The sequence below is a fragment of the Acidovorax sp. genome (assembly GCF_022763525.1).
Lineage (GTDB): Bacteria > Pseudomonadota > Gammaproteobacteria > Burkholderiales > Burkholderiaceae_C > Acidovorax.
In genome coordinates, this window is record NZ_JALEGG010000290.1 from 15,250 (window position 1) to 30,182 (window position 14,933).

The following is a 14,933-nucleotide window of genomic DNA, read 5'->3' on the forward strand; positions in this document are numbered from 1 at the left end:
GGGGAAGGCGCCGCAGGCGACTCAGGGGGGATTCAGAACTCGAATCCCGCTGCACGCAGCAGCTGCGCCGTCTCGTACATGGGCAACCCCATGATGCCCGAATAACTGCCCGCCAGGTGTTCCACGTAGGCCGCCGCGCGCCCCTGGATACCGTACGCGCCGGCCTTGCCCAAGGGCTCGCCGGTGGCCACGTAGGCATCGATCTGCGCCGCCGTCATGGGCGCGAACTGCACGCGCGACACCGAAAGCGCCGACAGCCGCTTGGCGCCCACCTGCAGCGCCACGGCGGTGAGCACGCGATGCTCATGCCCGGCCAGTTCGGCGAGCATGCGGGCAGCGTGCGCCGCGTCGTTGGGCTTGCCGTAGATGGTGCGGCCCAGCGCCACCGTGGTGTCCGAACACAGGATGGGCGCCGGTGGCAGACCCCGCCGCGCCAGGCGCGCTACGGCGGCGTCCAGCTTGAGGGCGGTGACGCGCTCCACGTAGCTGGTGGGCGCCTCGCCGGGCAGCACTGCCTCGATGGCCTCGGTGTCCTCCGTTGCATCGCCGTCCACGTTGGGCAGCAGCAGTTCGTGGCGCACGCCCAGTTGTTCAAGCAACTGGCGGCGGCGCGGGCTTTGGGAGGCGAGGTAGATGAAGTCGGGCATGAACGGATTTCGAATCAAAATCGCCTTCAGCGCTTATTCATCAAGCGCCGGAAGCTACTAAAAATATAGCAAACAGATCCCGTCGCATGGACACCCGCATCATTCGCGGTGGTACGGGTGACCGGCGTTCACCGACCACGCCCGATACAGCTGCTCGATGAGCAGCACGCGCACCATGGCGTGCGGCAAGGTCAGGTCCGACAGGCGAATGCGTTCGTGCGCAGCCTGGCGGAAGGCGGGATCCAGCCCGTCCGGGCCGCCAATGACCAGCGCCACATCGTCACCGCCCAGTTGCCAGCCCTTGAGCCGTTCGGCCAGGGCCTTGGTGGTCAGGCTGGTGCCGCGCTCGTCGAGCGCCACCACGCGCGTGCCGCGGGGAATGGCCGCCTCGATGCGCTCGCGCTCGGCGGCATAGAGCGTTTCCAGTGTCTTGGATCCACGAGGTTCGGTCTTGACAGCCTTGAGCTCGACCTTGAGCTCGGGCGGGAAGCGCTTGGCGTAGTCGTCGTACGCGGTCTGGGCCCAGTCGGGAACCCGCTGCCCTACCGCCACGATCAGCAGCTTCATGGGGTTTGACGCCGTTCAGTTCAGGGAGGAAGAGCCGGTGCGCAGGCAGCCCGGACACCCGCCGGACTCGACCTGCACCCCCGCGGATCAGGCCTTCTTGGCGCGCGCAGGAGCCTTCTTGGCCGCTGGCTTGACTGCGGGTTTTGCCGCGGCCTTGGTTGCGGCCGGTTTCTTGGCGGCAGGCTTCTTGGCCGTGGGCTTGACGACCACCGTCTTCACCGGCGCCTTCTTGGCGGCAGGCTTCTTGGCTGCGGGGGCCTTGGCGGCCGCAGAGCCGGCAGTCTTGCTGGCGGGCGTCTTGGAGGCCGGCGCCTTCTTGGCAGCAGCCTTGGGTTTGGCTTCTGCAGCCTTGGCGGCAACGGCGGCCACCTTGGGCTTGCCCGGCTTGCGCGCCGGCACAGCGGCTTCGGCGGCAGCCTTCTTCGCCGGGGCCTTCTTCTTGGCCGCAGCTTCGGGTTTGGCCGCGCCCAGCTTCAGCCGCACGGGCGTGTCGCCCCACAGCTCTTCCAGGCGGTAGTACTGGCGGATGGCTGGCTGCATGATGTGCGCCACGGCGGGGCCGCAGTCCACGATGATCCATTCGCCGTTGTCTTCGCCTTCGATCCGGGGCTTGCTGAAACCGGCTTCCTTCACCGCGTCGCGCACGCTGGCCGCCAGGGCCTTGGTCTGGCGGTTGGAGGTGCCCGATGCCACGATCACCCGTTCAAACAGCGGCGAGAGATGCTCGGTGTTGAAAACCTGGATGTCTTGCGCCTTGACGTCCTCCAGGCCATCGACGATGGCACGCTGCAGTTTGGTGACGTCTTTTTTGGCGGCGGTTTCCGATTTGGTGGAGGTGGTCATCAGGCGGTGGTTAGAGAGGGAATGGAATCAATATAGCGTGCAAACTGGCGAGCAACCAATAGGGCAGCGCCTTGGGTGTTGCGCGGGTGTTGTACGCGGCCGCGGCGGGGCGTTGAGGTGTTTTTGGCCTCTAGCGCCCATCTAAAAAGCGCGGGCAGCTATTGAAATTATAGCTTTTGCGCTTTTTGCCACTTCAGGAAGCTGGCGCGGCCCCGCTGGCCAGCCAGTCGCGACGCACCAAGAAGCGCTGCAGCAACTCGGCTTCGGCCGAATCGGCGGCATCGGTGCGCTGGTACGACCAAGCCACGAGCGGCGGCATCGACAGCAAAATGGATTCAGTGCGGCCGCCCGACTGCAGGCCGAAGTGCGTGCCACGGTCCCATACCAGGTTGAACTCGACGTAGCGCCCCCGGCGGTAGAGCTGGAAGTCGCGCTCGCGCTCGCCGTAGGGAGTGGCTTGGCGCTTTTCAACGATGGGCAAGTAGGCTCCAAGGAAGGCATCGCCCACCGACTGCGTCATCGCCAGGCTCTGCTCGAAGCCCAGCTCCGAGAAGTCATCAAAGAACACCCCCCCCACGCCGCGCTGCTCGCCCCGGTGTTTCAGAAAGAAATACTCGTCGCACCACTGCTTGAAGCGCGGGTATTTGTCCTCGCCAAAGGGAGCCAGTGCATCGCTGCAGGTGCGGTGGAAATGCACCGCATCCTCTTCGAACCCGTAGTAGGGCGTGAGGTCCATGCCGCCGCCAAACCAGCAGGTGGGTGCCTGCCCGGGGTGGCCGGCCGCGATCATGCGCACGTTCATGTGCACGGTGGGCACATACGGGTTGCGCGGGTGGAAGACCAGCGATACGCCCATGGCCTCGAACGGTGCCCCCGCCAGTTCAGGCCGGTGCTGCGTGGCCGATGGCGGGAGCTGCGGGCCCCGCACGTGGCTGAAGCCGCAGCCCGCGCGCTCGAACACGCGGCCGTTTTCCAGAATCTTGGTGATGCCGTCGCCCTGCAGCGGCTCGCCGGGCGATTTGCTCCAGGCATCCGCCAGGAAACTGGCCCCGCCCTCGCCTTCCGCGGCCTCCACGGCCTCCACGGCCTCCACGGCCTCCACGGCCTCCACGGCCTCCACGGCTTCCACGGCTTCCAGCGTCTCGGTGATACGGGCTTGCAGGCCCAGCAGGTAGCCGCGCACGCGGCTGACCGTATCGGCCGTGTTCAATGCTTGTGCGACCGCCATCAGCTCTTCAGCGCCCGAAAGCCGATGTCGCGGCGGTATTGGGCACCCTCGAAATGGATGCCCCGCGCCACGTCGTAGGCGCGCTGCTGCGCCAGTTTCACGCTGTCGGCCAGCACCGTCACGCACAGCACGCGGCCGCCCGTCACGCTGACCACACCGTCCTTGAGCTGCGTGCCGGCATGGAAGACGACCGCATCGTCGGCGTCCTGCGGCAGGCCGGTGATGGGGTCGCCCTTGCGCGGGCTTTCGGGATAGCCGTGGGCAGCCATCACCACGCCCAGCGCGGGGCGGCGGTCCCACTGCAGCTCCATCTGGTCGAGCTTGCCGTCGATCGCCGCGGCCATCACGTCGCTGAAATCGCTCTTCAGGCGCATCAGGATCGGCTGCGTCTCCGGGTCGCCCATGCGGCAGTTGAATTCGAGCGTCTTGGGCTGGCCCTTGGCGTCGATCATGAGGCCGGCATAGAGAAAGCCCGTGTAGGGAATGCCGTCCTTTTCCATGCCACGGATGGTGGGCAGGATGATCTCGCGCATGGCGCGGGCATGCACGTCGGCCGTGACCACAGGGGCGGGCGAATACGCGCCCATGCCACCCGTGTTGGGACCTTCGTCGCCGTCCTTGAGGCGCTTGTGATCCTGGCTGGTGGCCAGGGCCAGGACATTCTTGCCGTCGCACAGCACGATGAAGGAGGCTTCCTCGCCTTCGAGAAACTCCTCGATCACCACGCGCGCGCCGCCTTCGTTGTGCTGCACGCCGTATTTGTTGTCCACGAGCATGAAGTCCACGGCATCGTGGGCCTCCTGCAGCGTCATCGCCACCACCACGCCCTTGCCGGCGGCCAGGCCGTCGGCCTTGATCACGATGGGCGCGCCCAGGCGGTCCACGAAGGCGTGGGCGGCGGCCGGGTCAGTGAAGGTGTCGTAGTCGGCCGTGGGGATGCCATGGCGGCGCATGAAGGCCTTGGAGAACGCCTTCGAGCTTTCGAGCTGGGCAGCGGCCTTGGTGGGTCCAAAGATGCGCAGGCCGTGGGCACGGAACTCATCGACCACGCCCGCTGCGAGGGGGGCCTCGGGGCCGACCACCGACAACGCGATCTTCTCGGCCTGCGCCCAGGCGCGCAGGGCCTGCACGTCGGTGATGGCCACGTTTTCGAGCTTGGGATTCAGGGCCGTGCCCCCGTTGCCGGGCGCCACATACACCTTGGTCACCTTGGGGGACTGGCTCAGTTTCCACGCCATTGCGTGTTCACGGCCGCCGCCACCAATCACAAGTACTTTCATAGGAACCTTTGGTGAACCCTTGCCCGCAAAGTCAGCGGCCAAAAGGTTCGAGGGTAAAAATCAACAGTCCACGGTTGCGCTGCACACCGGCCACGGCCTCCGATACCGGGGAGGCCCAGACCAGTGCCCCCGTCGAACTGGCTTTGCCAGGCCACCGGGTGCGTCCCCCCTCCCGCAAGCGCAGCGCAGCGAGAGAGGGGGAAGGCGCAAAGCGCCTCAGGGGGCGCCTCAAAGCGCTGCGTTGTGATAGACCTCCTGGGTGTCGTCCAGGTCCTCCAGCACATCCAGCAGCTTTTGCATCTTGGCGGCGTCTTCGCCCGTCAGTTCGATGGTGTTCTCCGGCCGCATGGTCACCCCGGCCACTTCGGGAGTCAGGCCGGCCGCCTCCAGGGCATTCTTGACGGCTTCGAAATCGGCCGGGGCCGTGAGGACTTCCACCGCACCGTCGTCGTCCGTGATGACGTCGTCGGCACCAGCTTCCAGCGCCACTTCCATCACTTTGTCTTCACTGGTGCCGGGCGCAAAGATGAGCTGGCCGCAATGCTTGAACTGGAACACCACCGAGCCTTCGGTGCCCATGCTGCCGCCGTGCTTGCTGAAGGCGTGACGCACCTCGGCCACGGTGCGCACGCGGTTGTCGGTCATGGTGTCGATGATGATGGCCGCGCCGCCAATGCCGTAGCCCTCGTAGCGGATTTCTTCATACGTCAGGCCCTCGGCGTTGCCCGTGGCCTTGTCGATGTTGTATTTGATGCGGTCGGCGGGCATGTTGGCCGCCTTGGCCTTGTCCACCGCCAGGCGCAGGCGGGGGTTGGCAGACAGGTCGCCGCCGCCAGCACGGGCCGCCACGGTGATTTCGCGAATGATGCGGGTCCAGATCTTGCCGCGTTTTTCATCCTGCCGCCCCTTGCGGTGCTGGATGTTCGCCCATTTGCTGTGTCCTGCCACGAGAAGTCCTTTTGTATTGATTTAATCTACTGGCCGCGATTTTACTTTTGACTCCACCCGGAACCTCCGCCATGGCCGAACCCCTGTTGATTGCCAAGCACGACACCACTGAATGCCACCTGCTGCCCGGCCTGGCCAACCGCCACGGCCTGATCACCGGGGCCACCGGCACCGGCAAGACGGTGACGCTGCAGACCCTGGCCGAAAACTTCTCCCGCATCGGCGTGCCGGTGTTCATGGCCGATGTGAAGGGCGACCTCACGGGCGCCAGCCAGCCCGGCAAGATCGGCGACAAGCTGGCCGCCGTGCTGAACGAGCGCGGCCTGGACTTGCCCACACCGCTGGCCTGCCCCACCACGCTGTGGGATGTGTTTGGCGAGCAAGGCCACCCCGTGCGCGCCACCGTCTCCGACATGGGCCCCCTGCTGCTCGGGCGCATGCTCAACCTCAATGAAACCCAGCTGGGCGTGCTCAACCTGGTGTTCAAGATTGCCGACGACAACGGCCTGCTGCTGCTGGACCTGAAAGACCTGCGCGCCATGCTCCAGTACGTGGGCGACAACGCCAAGGAGTTCACCACCGAATACGGCAACGTGAGCGCGGCCAGCGTGGGCGCCATCCAGCGGGGGCTGCTGCAGATCGAGCAGCAGGGCGGCGACAAGTTCTTCGGCGAGCCCATGCTCGACATCCAGGACTTCATGCAGACCGATACCAACGGCCACGGCGTGGTCAACATCCTGGCGGCCGACAAGCTCATGAATTCGCCCCGCCTGTACGCCACCTTCCTGCTGTGGATGCTGTCGGAGCTGTTCGAAACGCTGCCTGAAATCGGCGACCCTGAAAAACCCAAGCTGGTCTTCTTCTTCGACGAGGCCCACCTGCTGTTCAACGAAGCGCCCAAGGTGCTCATCGAGCGCATCGAACTGGTGGTGCGCCTGGTGCGCTCCAAGGGCGTGGGGGTGTACTTCGTCACTCAGAATCCCCTCGACATCCCTGACAGCGTGCTGGCCCAGCTGGGCAACCGCGCGCAGCATGCCCTGCGCGCCTTCACGCCACGCGACCAGAAGGCCGTGAAGGCCACGGCCACCACCATGCGGCAAAAGCCGGGCCTGGATATCGAGACCGCCATCACCGAGCTGGCCGTGGGCGAGGCGCTGGTGAGCTTTCTGGACGCCAAGGGCCGCCCGAGCGTGACCGAGCGCGTCTTTGTGCTGCCCCCGGGCAGCCAGCTCGGGCCCATCACGCCGCAGCAGCGCCAGGCGCTGATGGCCGGCTCGCTCGTGGCCGGTGTGTACGAAAAGATCGTCGACCGCGAATCAGCCTACGAAACACTCAAGGGCCGTGCTGCCGAAGTGGCCGCACAGGCCCCCGCCAACGGCAAGGGGGCGCCCGCGAGCGCTCAAGACAACGGCGGCGGGCTGATGGGCGGACTGAACGACGTGCTGTTTGGCAGCACCGGCCCGCGCGGCGGCCGGCGGGATGGCCTGGCGCAAACCATGGCCAAGTCGGCCGTGCGCACCATGGGCACCACGCTGGGCAAGGAGATTTTGCGCGGAGTGCTGGGCAGCCTCTTTGGAGGCAGCGGACGGCGCCGCTGAGCCGCCAGGGCCAACCAAGAACTCCGCTCGATTGGTTTGCTCTGCTTGCCCGCCGTCGGTCCGGGGCATGCCCCCGTATGCGTGTGGTGCCGCCGCCCATGGGAGCCCACCTGCCCGGCATGCCCGCGAGGTCGACCCCACCGGTTGCATTCACGCGACTGACATGAATTTGTCACGTGGACGCCGTGCAATCGCGGTACGGATCGATCACAACAACAAGAAAAAGAAAGGGAGGAGTCGATGAAAAAGACCGAATACGCCCTGGTGCACTGGGGCAGCAAGGCGCCAGCGGTGGCCATCGGTGCCTGGGTGGTGGCATTCGCGGGAGTATTGGCCGGCGCGTGGCAAATCCGTTGGTCCTGGGCCGTATTCGGCGCAGGCACCCTGGCCATCCTGGCCCTGATGTCGCGCTGGACCACTGCCGTGCGCGAACACTACATTCGCGAAGCGCCCCTGCCCCGCTTCCTGCAGCGCAAACTGCGCGAAGCCTACCCCCACCTGAGCACGCGCGATTGCGAGCTGGTCGAGCGCGGACTGCGCCAGTTCTTTCTGGCCTGCCTGCGCAGCAAGAAGCAGTTCGTGGCCATGCCGTCGCAGGCTGCCGATGCGCTGTGGCATGCCTTCATCCTTCACACGCAGGCCTACAAGGGGTGGTGCCAGAATGCGCTGGGCTTCTTCCTGCACCACACCCCTGCGGAAGCCCTCGGCGCAAAAGCCCGGCACAACGATGGCCTGCGCCGCTGCTGGTACTGGGCTTGCAAGGAAGAGTCCATCGACCCCAAGGCGCCCAGCCGCCTGCCGCTGCTGTTCGCGCTGGATGCCAAGTTCGCGATCCCCGGCGGCTTCTCGTACGTGCCCGACTGCGCAGACATCGCCCGCAAGAGCGACGCGGGCGGCAGCGGCGGCGATAGCTACTGCGGCACCAGCTTCTCGGACGGCAGCTACAGCGGCAGCTCCGGCGACTTTGGCGGCGCCGAGAGTTCGGACGGGGGCGGCAGCGACGGCGCCGGAGATGGCGGCAGCTGTGGCGGGGGCGGCTGCGGCGGCGGTGGGGGCGACTGACACCCCGGCAAGCCCGCACCCAGACAGCAATCGCTCCAATTTCGATAGCTGGTGGCGCTTGATGGATAAGCGCCAGCGCCCAAAAACACTACAAGTCGCCCTGGCGACGACCAGGCGCCCCCACCCGGGTCTACAGTGGCGCCCATGAACACCACCTTCACCTGCTTCACCCTCCGCATTACCGACCATGTGGCGCATCTGGTGCTGAACCGCCCCGACGCGATGAACACCATGCACCCGACGTTCTGGCGGGAACTGGACGAGGTGCTGGCCCACCTGCACCAGTCGGGCGAGGCGCGTGCGCTGGTCGTCAGCAGCACCGGCAAGCATTTCAGCGCGGGCATGGCGCTGGAGACCTTTGGCGGCGCCATCACGCTGGATGACCGCAGCCCCGAGGGCCGCGCCGCCATCTTCGACCTGCTCACCGACATGCAGGCCACCTTCACCCGCATCGAAAACCTGCGCATCCCCGTCATCATGGCCATCCACGGCGGATGCATTGGCGGCGCGGTGGACATGGTGACCACGGCCTGCGTGCGCTACGCCACGGCCGATGCCTTCTTCTGCATCCAGGAAATCAACATTGGCATGGTGGCGGACGTGGGAACCCTGCAGCGCCTGCCCAAGCTGATTCCGCTGGGCGTGGTCAAGGAACTGGCCTACACCGGCCGGCGCCTCGGCGCCGCCAGGGCCCAGGGCTACGGCCTGGTGAACGAGGTGTTCGACACCCAGGAGGCGATGGTGGCCGCCGCGCTGCAGTGCGCCCAAGAGATCGCGGCCAAGCCGCCGGTCGCCATCTGGGGCACCAAGCAAGCCGTTCACTACGCGCGCGACCACAGCGTGGAAGACAGCCTGCGCCAGATGGGCTGGCTGCAAGGCGCGATCTGGAGCAACCGGCACGTGATGGAATCCGTCACGGCCATGAAGCAAAAGCGCGCGGGCGACTTCCCCGACCTGCCCGCGCTGCAGCGGTTCAGCGAACTGGGTTGATGCGGGCGGGCGCGCCTCTCCCCTCGTGCCTCTTCCCTTTTGGCTACCCTGCGTCGTCCGATCTGGCTGTCGAGAATTCACACGATCCACGGCCCTTGGTCCGTTCGGGCTGAGCCCGCCGCAGCCACCCAGCACCTCAAAATTCATAGCTACCCGCGCTTTCCCCACAAGCGCTGGCGGCCATTTTCGTCCCTACGCCAGCGCCGGCGGGCTATCATGTGACGGCTTGGGGGCCACCGTCGCCCCGCTTCAGCTCTTTGGAGGACGCCGTCATGACCCTGCCCAGCCTCACCCCGCCCACCTTCGACGACGTGGCCGCCGCGGCCCACCGCCTCCATGGCATGGCCCACCGCACGCCCGTGCTGCGCTCCACCAGCGCCGATGAAATGCTCGGCGCCCAGCTGTTCTTCAAGTGCGAGAACCTGCAACGCACGGGCGCGTTCAAGTTCCGTGGCGCCTTCAACACGCTCGCCCAGTTCACGGAAGAGCAGCGCGAGCGCGGCGTGCTCGCCTTCTCCGCCGGCAACCACGCACAAGCCATCGCGCTGTCGGCCCGCCTGCTCGACATGCCCGCCCTCATCGTCATGCCCGAGGACGCACCGGCTTCCAAGATGGCGGCCACCCGCGAATACGGCGCCCAGGTCGTCACCTACAACCGCTACACCGAAGACCGCGAGGCCATCAGCCGCCGCCTGGCGCTGGAGCGCGGCATGACCCTGGTGCCGCCCTACGATCACCCCCACGTCATCGCGGGCCAGGGCACGGCCGCGCTGGAACTCTTTGAAGAAGTGCCCGACCTCGACTACCTGTTCGTCTGCGTGGGCGGCGGTGGCCTGCTCGCCGGCAGCCTGCTGGCGGCTGAGGCCCGCGCCCCACATTGCCGCGTGGTAGGCGTGGAGCCCGCCGAAGGCAACGATGGCCAGCAATCCGTGCGCGCGGGCCACGTGGTGCGCATCCCCACGCCCCACACCATCGCCGACGGCGCGCAGACCCAAGCGCTGGGCGACCTTACCTTTCCCATCATCCAGCGCCTGGCCGACGACATGGTGACCGCCACCGACGAAGAGCTGGTGGAAGCGCTGCGCTTCTTTGCCGAGCGCATGAAGATCGTGGTCGAGCCCACGGGCGCCCTGGCGTTTGCCGGCGCGCGCCATGGCAGCGTGGACGTGCGCGGCGCCCGCGTAGGCATCGTGATCAGCGGTGGCAACGTGGACCTGTCGCGGTATGCCCGCTTTCTGGCGGATTAGCAGGCTGTTAAAATTCCCCGCTTGCCACCGAACGCCCCCACTTGAAGTTGCGGGTGCGCAGCAAACGGCTTGTTTGGCCAGCTCTTGATGCCGCTTCGCGCTGGGCATCGGCCGCCCTTCTCCCCCTATTTGCTCATCTGTAGCCCATTGCACTGAACATTCGCGCCATCCGCACGATGTTGCTGGCCGTCATGGTCAGCTTGAAGTGCTGGTCCACCCGCTCAATAACTCGGTAGACCGTCTGGCGGATGCGCCCCACCGTCTTGCCCCAGCTAAAGTACTCTTCGATGCGCTTGCGGATGGTCTGGCTGATAGCATAGCCCTCGTGCTGTGTCGTCCTGCCATCGATGGCACGGCAGCCCCAACGGGCGCTGTGACTGGCTACATGGGGCGTCACATGCCGCTGGCGGCACACCGGCACGAAGTCCCGGGTGTCATAGGCCCTGTCTGCCGCAACCGTTCGCGCACGCTTGCCTGGCAAGCTGTAGAGCATCGCCAGCGCGGCGGAACGCTCTCCATAGCCATCGGCACCCACCACCAAACCTGAGCGGTGCTCCATCAGCACATGGCCCTGGTAGGCCAGGATGGCCGCTGCATTCTGGCTCTTTCTGAACAGCCGGGAGTCGGGGTCGGTGGTGCTGGCATGGGTGGCGTTGCTGCGGGGCTTGCCATGCCAGTCGGCCGCAGCATTGCGTCTCGCCCCTGCGCCAGGATTGGAGTCGGAATCGTTGTTCTTGGCCTGCCCGCGGTCCTTGGGCGTGAAGCTCTTGTGGCTGACCCAGGCCTGGATCAAGGTGCCGTCCACCGAGAAGTGGTCTTTGCTGAGCAGCTTGCGTTTATCTGCCAGAGTCATCACTTCGGTGAAGAAGTTCTCCACCACGCGGTGCTCCAGCAGCCTGTCGCGGTTCTTGGAAAAACTGGAGTGATCCCAGACCTCGTCGTCGATGGCCAGACCAATGAACCAGCGATACAGCAGATTGTAGCGGATCTGCTCGACCAGTTGGCGCTCGCTGCGCACTGAGATGAACACCTGGATGAGCATGGCGCGCAGCAGCTTCTCGGGGGCGATGGAGGCGCGGCCTGTGTCCGCCTAAATGGTGTTGAACGGGCCGTTCAGGTGGGACAGGGCCTCATTGACCAAGCTGCGGATCGGGCGAAGTGGGTGGTCTGCTGGCACGAAGTCCTCCAGCTTGGCCACCGTGAACAGTGACTCCTGCATCGCATCTGATCCCCGCATCGTCTGCACTCCTTGTTGCGCGAGGCCTCAGTATCGACAACGATGCTTTTGAACGCCAGGTTTTACGGGGATGAAATTCAACAGCCTGTTAGGGCAACGCTGAACAAGCCTGCGCGATGCAGCGGACCCTGGATCAGGATGGGCGGCAAGGCGCAAACCACGGCGATAGCCGGTGCTATCGCGAGGATTTGCAACGCCGCAGGGCGTCTTGAGCCAGGGATGCGCCGTGCGCGAAAGGCTTTTTCAGCGTTGCTTTCGGCCATGCAGAGCTAGGCGGTGCGGGCGAATGTTTGCCAGCCCAGCGGGCTCCTGTCAGGCACCACGCATGCCCAGCAACTGCTCTCGCGGCACCGCCTTGCTGAACAGAAAGCCCTGCGCCAACTGGCATCCTTCCGCCGCCAGGAACTCTGCCTGCTCGGGCGTTTCCACTCCCTCCGCCACCACCTCCTGGTTCAAGCAGCGCGCAATCGACAAAATGGCCTTGATGAGCTCGGCTCGGAAATGGTCGGTGGTTGCGGAATGGATGAACGACTTATCGATTTTGAGCGTATCGATGGGAAAGCGGGCCAGATAGGACAGGGCTGAGTAACCCGTGCCAAAGTCGTCAATCGCAATGGTGGCCCCCATCTCGCGCAGGGCCTGCAAGGCCTTGACCGCAACACCGTCCTCGTCCAGGAGGAGGCTCTCGGTAATTTCAAACTCCAGCCACTGGGGGTCGCATCCAGTTTCTGCCACGATTCCCTGCACCTGCGCCACCAGGCCGGAGGCCTGGATCTGGCGGACCGACAGATTGACCGCCACCTTGCGTGGCTGTGAGGCTCCGGCATTCCAGGCAACGGCGGTCCGGCAGGCTTCGCGCAGCACCCACGCGCCCAGCTCGTTGATCAAGCCAGCGTCTTCTGCCACCGGAATGAACAGCTCTGGCGACACTTGGCCCAGGCGAGGATGCGTCCAGCGCAAAAGTGCCTCACAACCCACCGTCGCGCCAGACGCGAGCAGCACCTTGGGCTGGTAGTGCAGCGCCAGCTCGCCGCGTTGGAGCGCACGGCGCAGATCGAACTCCAGCGTCAGCCGCTGCTGGGCATGCTCCGTCAAGTCCCTGGAGTAAAACCTGAAGTTGTTCCGCCCAGAGCGCTTGGCGAAGTACATCGCCGAATCTGCGTACTTGAGCAGTTCTTCTGCCGCCTCGCTGTCCGTCGGGTACACCGCGATACCGACGCTGCAGGACACGAAAATTTCCTGCCCCTCCAGCCAAAAGCTCTGGTTGAAAGCGGTCTTCACCTTCCCTGCCACCCGTGCCAGATGGCTGGCGGTATGGATCTTCGGCAGCAGCATGCCGAACTCGTCCCCTCCCAGCCTGGCGACGGTGTCATAACTGCGCACACTGGCACGCAAGCGATGGGCGACCTCCTTGAGCAAGGCGTCTCCCGCCGCATGGCCCATGGTGTCGTTGATCTGCTTGAACCGGTCCAGATCCACGACCATCACCCCCGCCTGGCCGCGGTGGTAGGCGGCATCCTTCAGCATTTGCGCCAAGCGGTCATGGAACAACACCCGGTTGGGCATCCCCGTCAGTGCGTCGTAGAAAGCCATCTGGTGGACCTTGTCCTGGTAGGCCTTCAGCTCACCGATATCGCGCCCCACCAGCAACACGCTGGAGACGCTGGCATCGTCATCCAACTCGGGGGTCAAACTGACCAAACTGCAGATGCGGCGCCCCAACGCATCGGACCATTGCAACTCCAACTCGACGGGCGTCTTGCTGCCCACCACCTGCACCAGATGTTGCTCCAACTTTGCTCCAGCTTCCTGCCCCCAGAGCGCCTGGGGTGAGCATCCGAGCGCACCCGTCTCCAGCCGTCCCACTGCCTGCAGCAGCACGGGGTTGGCATAGCGGCAGCCGAACTGAAGATCAAAACGGGCAATCACATCGGGAGAGTTTTCGACCAGGGTGCGGTACTCACGCTCGCGCAGGCTTAACTGCTGCTGCAGCTCCAATCGTTGGGTTACATCGCGGGAAACGGTGATGAAATGCGGATGCGCATCCGTGCTGGTCCGCATCTGCGATACCGACAGTTCAAACCAGCGCAGGCCGACAGAGGTCACGACCGATATGACGTGGCCCAGTGACACCCCCTTTTGCTCCGCCTCTGCGCAGGCAAGCTCGGCAATCGCAACACTCTCGGGCGGCAGCACTTCCCGCAGAGTCCGCCCCAGCAAAGCCTCCCGGCTGGCTGCCAGTAACTCGGGGTTGCGCGTCCAAATATTCAGGTAACGGCCTTCCCGGTCGGTTTCGAACAACAGGTCCGGAAAGGCGTCGATCACCCCCTGGGCGAAGGCCAGCGCTTTCTGAAGTTCGCTCTCGGTGTGCTTGCGGTCCGTGATATCCCTGGAATATCCCACCGTACCCACCACCTTGCCATGCTGGTGCAACGGTGATTTCCACACCTCCATCCAGCGCCGCTGGCCGTGTTCATCGACGTACAGCTCCTCCACATAGTGGGCCACGCCCGCCGCCATGACAGCTTTGTCGTCGGCCACATACGTTTCCGCCAGATCCTTGGGGAAGAAATCGAATTCAGTCCGGCCTTCCAGTTCCGCCGTGGAGGCCACCCGCGCCACTCTGGCATACGCGGTATTGGCTGCCAGCAAACGGCTGTGCTCGTCCTTGAGCCAGACAAAAAATGGAAACTCGTCCAGCAAGGTGCGCCAATACTGCTGCCGTTGCTGCAACGCTTCCTGCATTCGCTGGGCTTCTGACATGTCGCGGACGATGGAGACAGCGAACAAGCGTCCCTCCCGTTGCAAAGTCACGCCATGCACTTGCACGGCAATCAGCTTGCCGCTCCTAGTCTTGTGAACCGTGTCGATGACAAAAGCCTGGCCTTCCGGGCTTTGCAGTATTTCCAGGCATTGCCCTCTGGAAATATTCGGATCGATGTCCGGCGGCCCCATGGCCAGCAGCGCCTCACGGCTGTACTCCAAGGCGCGGGTGGCGGCATCGTTCACATAGACGAAGCAGCCATCCTCACCCACGATGAGCACAGCATCCTGGTACAGGTCCAATCCTTTGCCCAGCAGCACCCAGGCCAGGTTCGGGTCGCCATCAGGCTGAGCGACGATGGTAGGGGGTATGGGCATCCTGCTTCCAGATCAACAATCTGCTTGTTGTGGTCCTACGTCTGCCCTGGAGCCTGGGATCGCTTCAGTCAGTCCTGATCGCAACATTTTGCAACGATTGCGGAGACGCGCAAATGCGCAAAAGCCCGAACCGTTGCCGGTTCGG

At 65.0% G+C, this 14,933-nt stretch carries 11 protein-coding genes and 1 pseudogene; 4 read left to right on the forward strand and 8 right to left on the reverse strand.

The genetic code is table 11. The features are described from left to right. Positions 1 to 32: 32 nt before the first annotated feature. The 6 genes from MRY84_RS22055 to MRY84_RS22080 all read right to left on the reverse strand — a co-directional run bounded on the left by MRY84_RS22055 (position 33) and on the right by MRY84_RS22080 (position 5,513). Entirely contained in the window at positions 33 to 647 is a 615-nt protein-coding gene (locus MRY84_RS22055) for a Maf family protein (RefSeq protein ID WP_291507819.1), read from the reverse strand. 99 nt (positions 648 to 746) lie between these two features. Next, a complete protein-coding gene (gene rlmH / locus MRY84_RS22060) occupies positions 747 to 1,214 on the reverse strand; it encodes a 23S rRNA (pseudouridine(1915)-N(3))-methyltransferase RlmH (RefSeq protein ID WP_054255308.1) in 468 nt (155 codons plus the stop codon). A gap of 87 nt (positions 1,215 to 1,301) precedes the next feature. Continuing rightward, positions 1,302 to 2,057, reverse strand: coding sequence for a ribosome silencing factor (gene rsfS, locus MRY84_RS22065; RefSeq protein WP_291507820.1), 756 nt, complete (start codon positions 2,055 to 2,057; stop codon positions 1,302 to 1,304). A 193-nt stretch (positions 2,058 to 2,250) separates the two neighbouring features. Continuing rightward, positions 2,251 to 3,285 carry an oxygen-dependent coproporphyrinogen oxidase gene (hemF, locus tag MRY84_RS22070; RefSeq protein WP_291507821.1) on the reverse strand — a complete coding sequence of 345 codons (1,035 nt, stop codon included), beginning with the start codon at positions 3,283 to 3,285 and terminating at the stop codon, positions 2,251 to 2,253. Next, complete coding sequence (purD, locus tag MRY84_RS22075) at positions 3,285 to 4,565, reverse strand: phosphoribosylamine--glycine ligase (RefSeq protein WP_291507822.1); 1,281 nt, start codon at positions 4,563 to 4,565, stop codon at positions 3,285 to 3,287. The genes hemF and purD overlap by 1 nt, the downstream gene beginning before the upstream one ends. A 228-nt stretch (positions 4,566 to 4,793) precedes the next feature. After that, a complete protein-coding gene (locus MRY84_RS22080) occupies positions 4,794 to 5,513 on the reverse strand; it encodes a YebC/PmpR family DNA-binding transcriptional regulator (RefSeq protein ID WP_291507823.1) in 720 nt (239 codons plus the stop codon). A gap of 71 nt (positions 5,514 to 5,584) precedes the next feature. On the opposite strand from MRY84_RS22080, the gene MRY84_RS22085 reads away from it, so the two are divergent. From MRY84_RS22085 to MRY84_RS22100, 4 genes are all read left to right on the forward strand, one after another. Further along, positions 5,585 to 7,111, forward strand: coding sequence for a helicase HerA-like domain-containing protein (locus MRY84_RS22085; RefSeq protein ID WP_291507824.1), 1,527 nt, complete (start codon positions 5,585 to 5,587; stop codon positions 7,109 to 7,111). 240 nt (positions 7,112 to 7,351) lie between these two features. Continuing rightward, a complete protein-coding gene (locus MRY84_RS22090; RefSeq protein ID WP_291507825.1) occupies positions 7,352 to 8,173 on the forward strand; it encodes a hypothetical protein in 822 nt (273 codons plus the stop codon). 144 nt (positions 8,174 to 8,317) lie between these two features. Then, entirely contained in the window at positions 8,318 to 9,163 is an 846-nt protein-coding gene (locus MRY84_RS22095; protein ID WP_291507826.1) for an enoyl-CoA hydratase-related protein, read from the forward strand. A gap of 272 nt (positions 9,164 to 9,435) precedes the next feature. Then, positions 9,436 to 10,410 (forward strand): threo-3-hydroxy-L-aspartate ammonia-lyase, encoded by a 975-nt coding sequence (locus MRY84_RS22100; RefSeq protein WP_291507827.1) that lies wholly within the window; start codon positions 9,436 to 9,438, stop codon positions 10,408 to 10,410. 133 nt (positions 10,411 to 10,543) lie between these two features. On the opposite strand, the pseudogene MRY84_RS22105 reads toward MRY84_RS22100, so the two are convergent. After that, positions 10,544 to 11,647: pseudogene (locus tag MRY84_RS22105) on the reverse strand (IS5 family transposase). A gap of 312 nt (positions 11,648 to 11,959) precedes the next feature. Beyond that, positions 11,960 to 14,731: an EAL domain-containing protein gene (locus MRY84_RS22110; RefSeq protein ID WP_291507828.1), complete on the reverse strand. Its 2,772-nt coding sequence runs from the start codon at positions 14,729 to 14,731 to the stop codon at positions 11,960 to 11,962. Positions 14,732 to 14,933: the final 202 nt, after the last annotated feature.

What these genes read in the sequence shown, in the direction of transcription:
- hemF (WP_291507821.1), bottom strand. Translation starts at nt 3,285, where the DNA reads ATGGCGGTCGCACAAGCATTGAACACGGCCGATACGGTCAGCCGCGTG.
- rsfS (WP_291507820.1), bottom strand. Translation starts at nt 2,057, where the DNA reads ATGACCACCTCCACCAAATCGGAAACCGCCGCCAAAAAAGACGTCACC.
- MRY84_RS22085 (WP_291507824.1), top strand. Translation starts at nt 5,585, where the DNA reads ATGGCCGAACCCCTGTTGATTGCCAAGCACGACACCACTGAATGCCAC.
- rlmH (WP_054255308.1), bottom strand. Translation starts at nt 1,214, where the DNA reads ATGAAGCTGCTGATCGTGGCGGTAGGGCAGCGGGTTCCCGACTGGGCC.
- MRY84_RS22100 (WP_291507827.1), top strand. Translation starts at nt 9,436, where the DNA reads ATGACCCTGCCCAGCCTCACCCCGCCCACCTTCGACGACGTGGCCGCC.
- purD (WP_291507822.1), bottom strand. Translation starts at nt 4,565, where the DNA reads ATGAAAGTACTTGTGATTGGTGGCGGCGGCCGTGAACACGCAATGGCG.
- MRY84_RS22095 (WP_291507826.1), top strand. Translation starts at nt 8,318, where the DNA reads ATGAACACCACCTTCACCTGCTTCACCCTCCGCATTACCGACCATGTG.
- MRY84_RS22055 (WP_291507819.1), bottom strand. Translation starts at nt 647, where the DNA reads ATGCCCGACTTCATCTACCTCGCCTCCCAAAGCCCGCGCCGCCGCCAG.
- MRY84_RS22090 (WP_291507825.1), top strand. Translation starts at nt 7,352, where the DNA reads ATGAAAAAGACCGAATACGCCCTGGTGCACTGGGGCAGCAAGGCGCCA.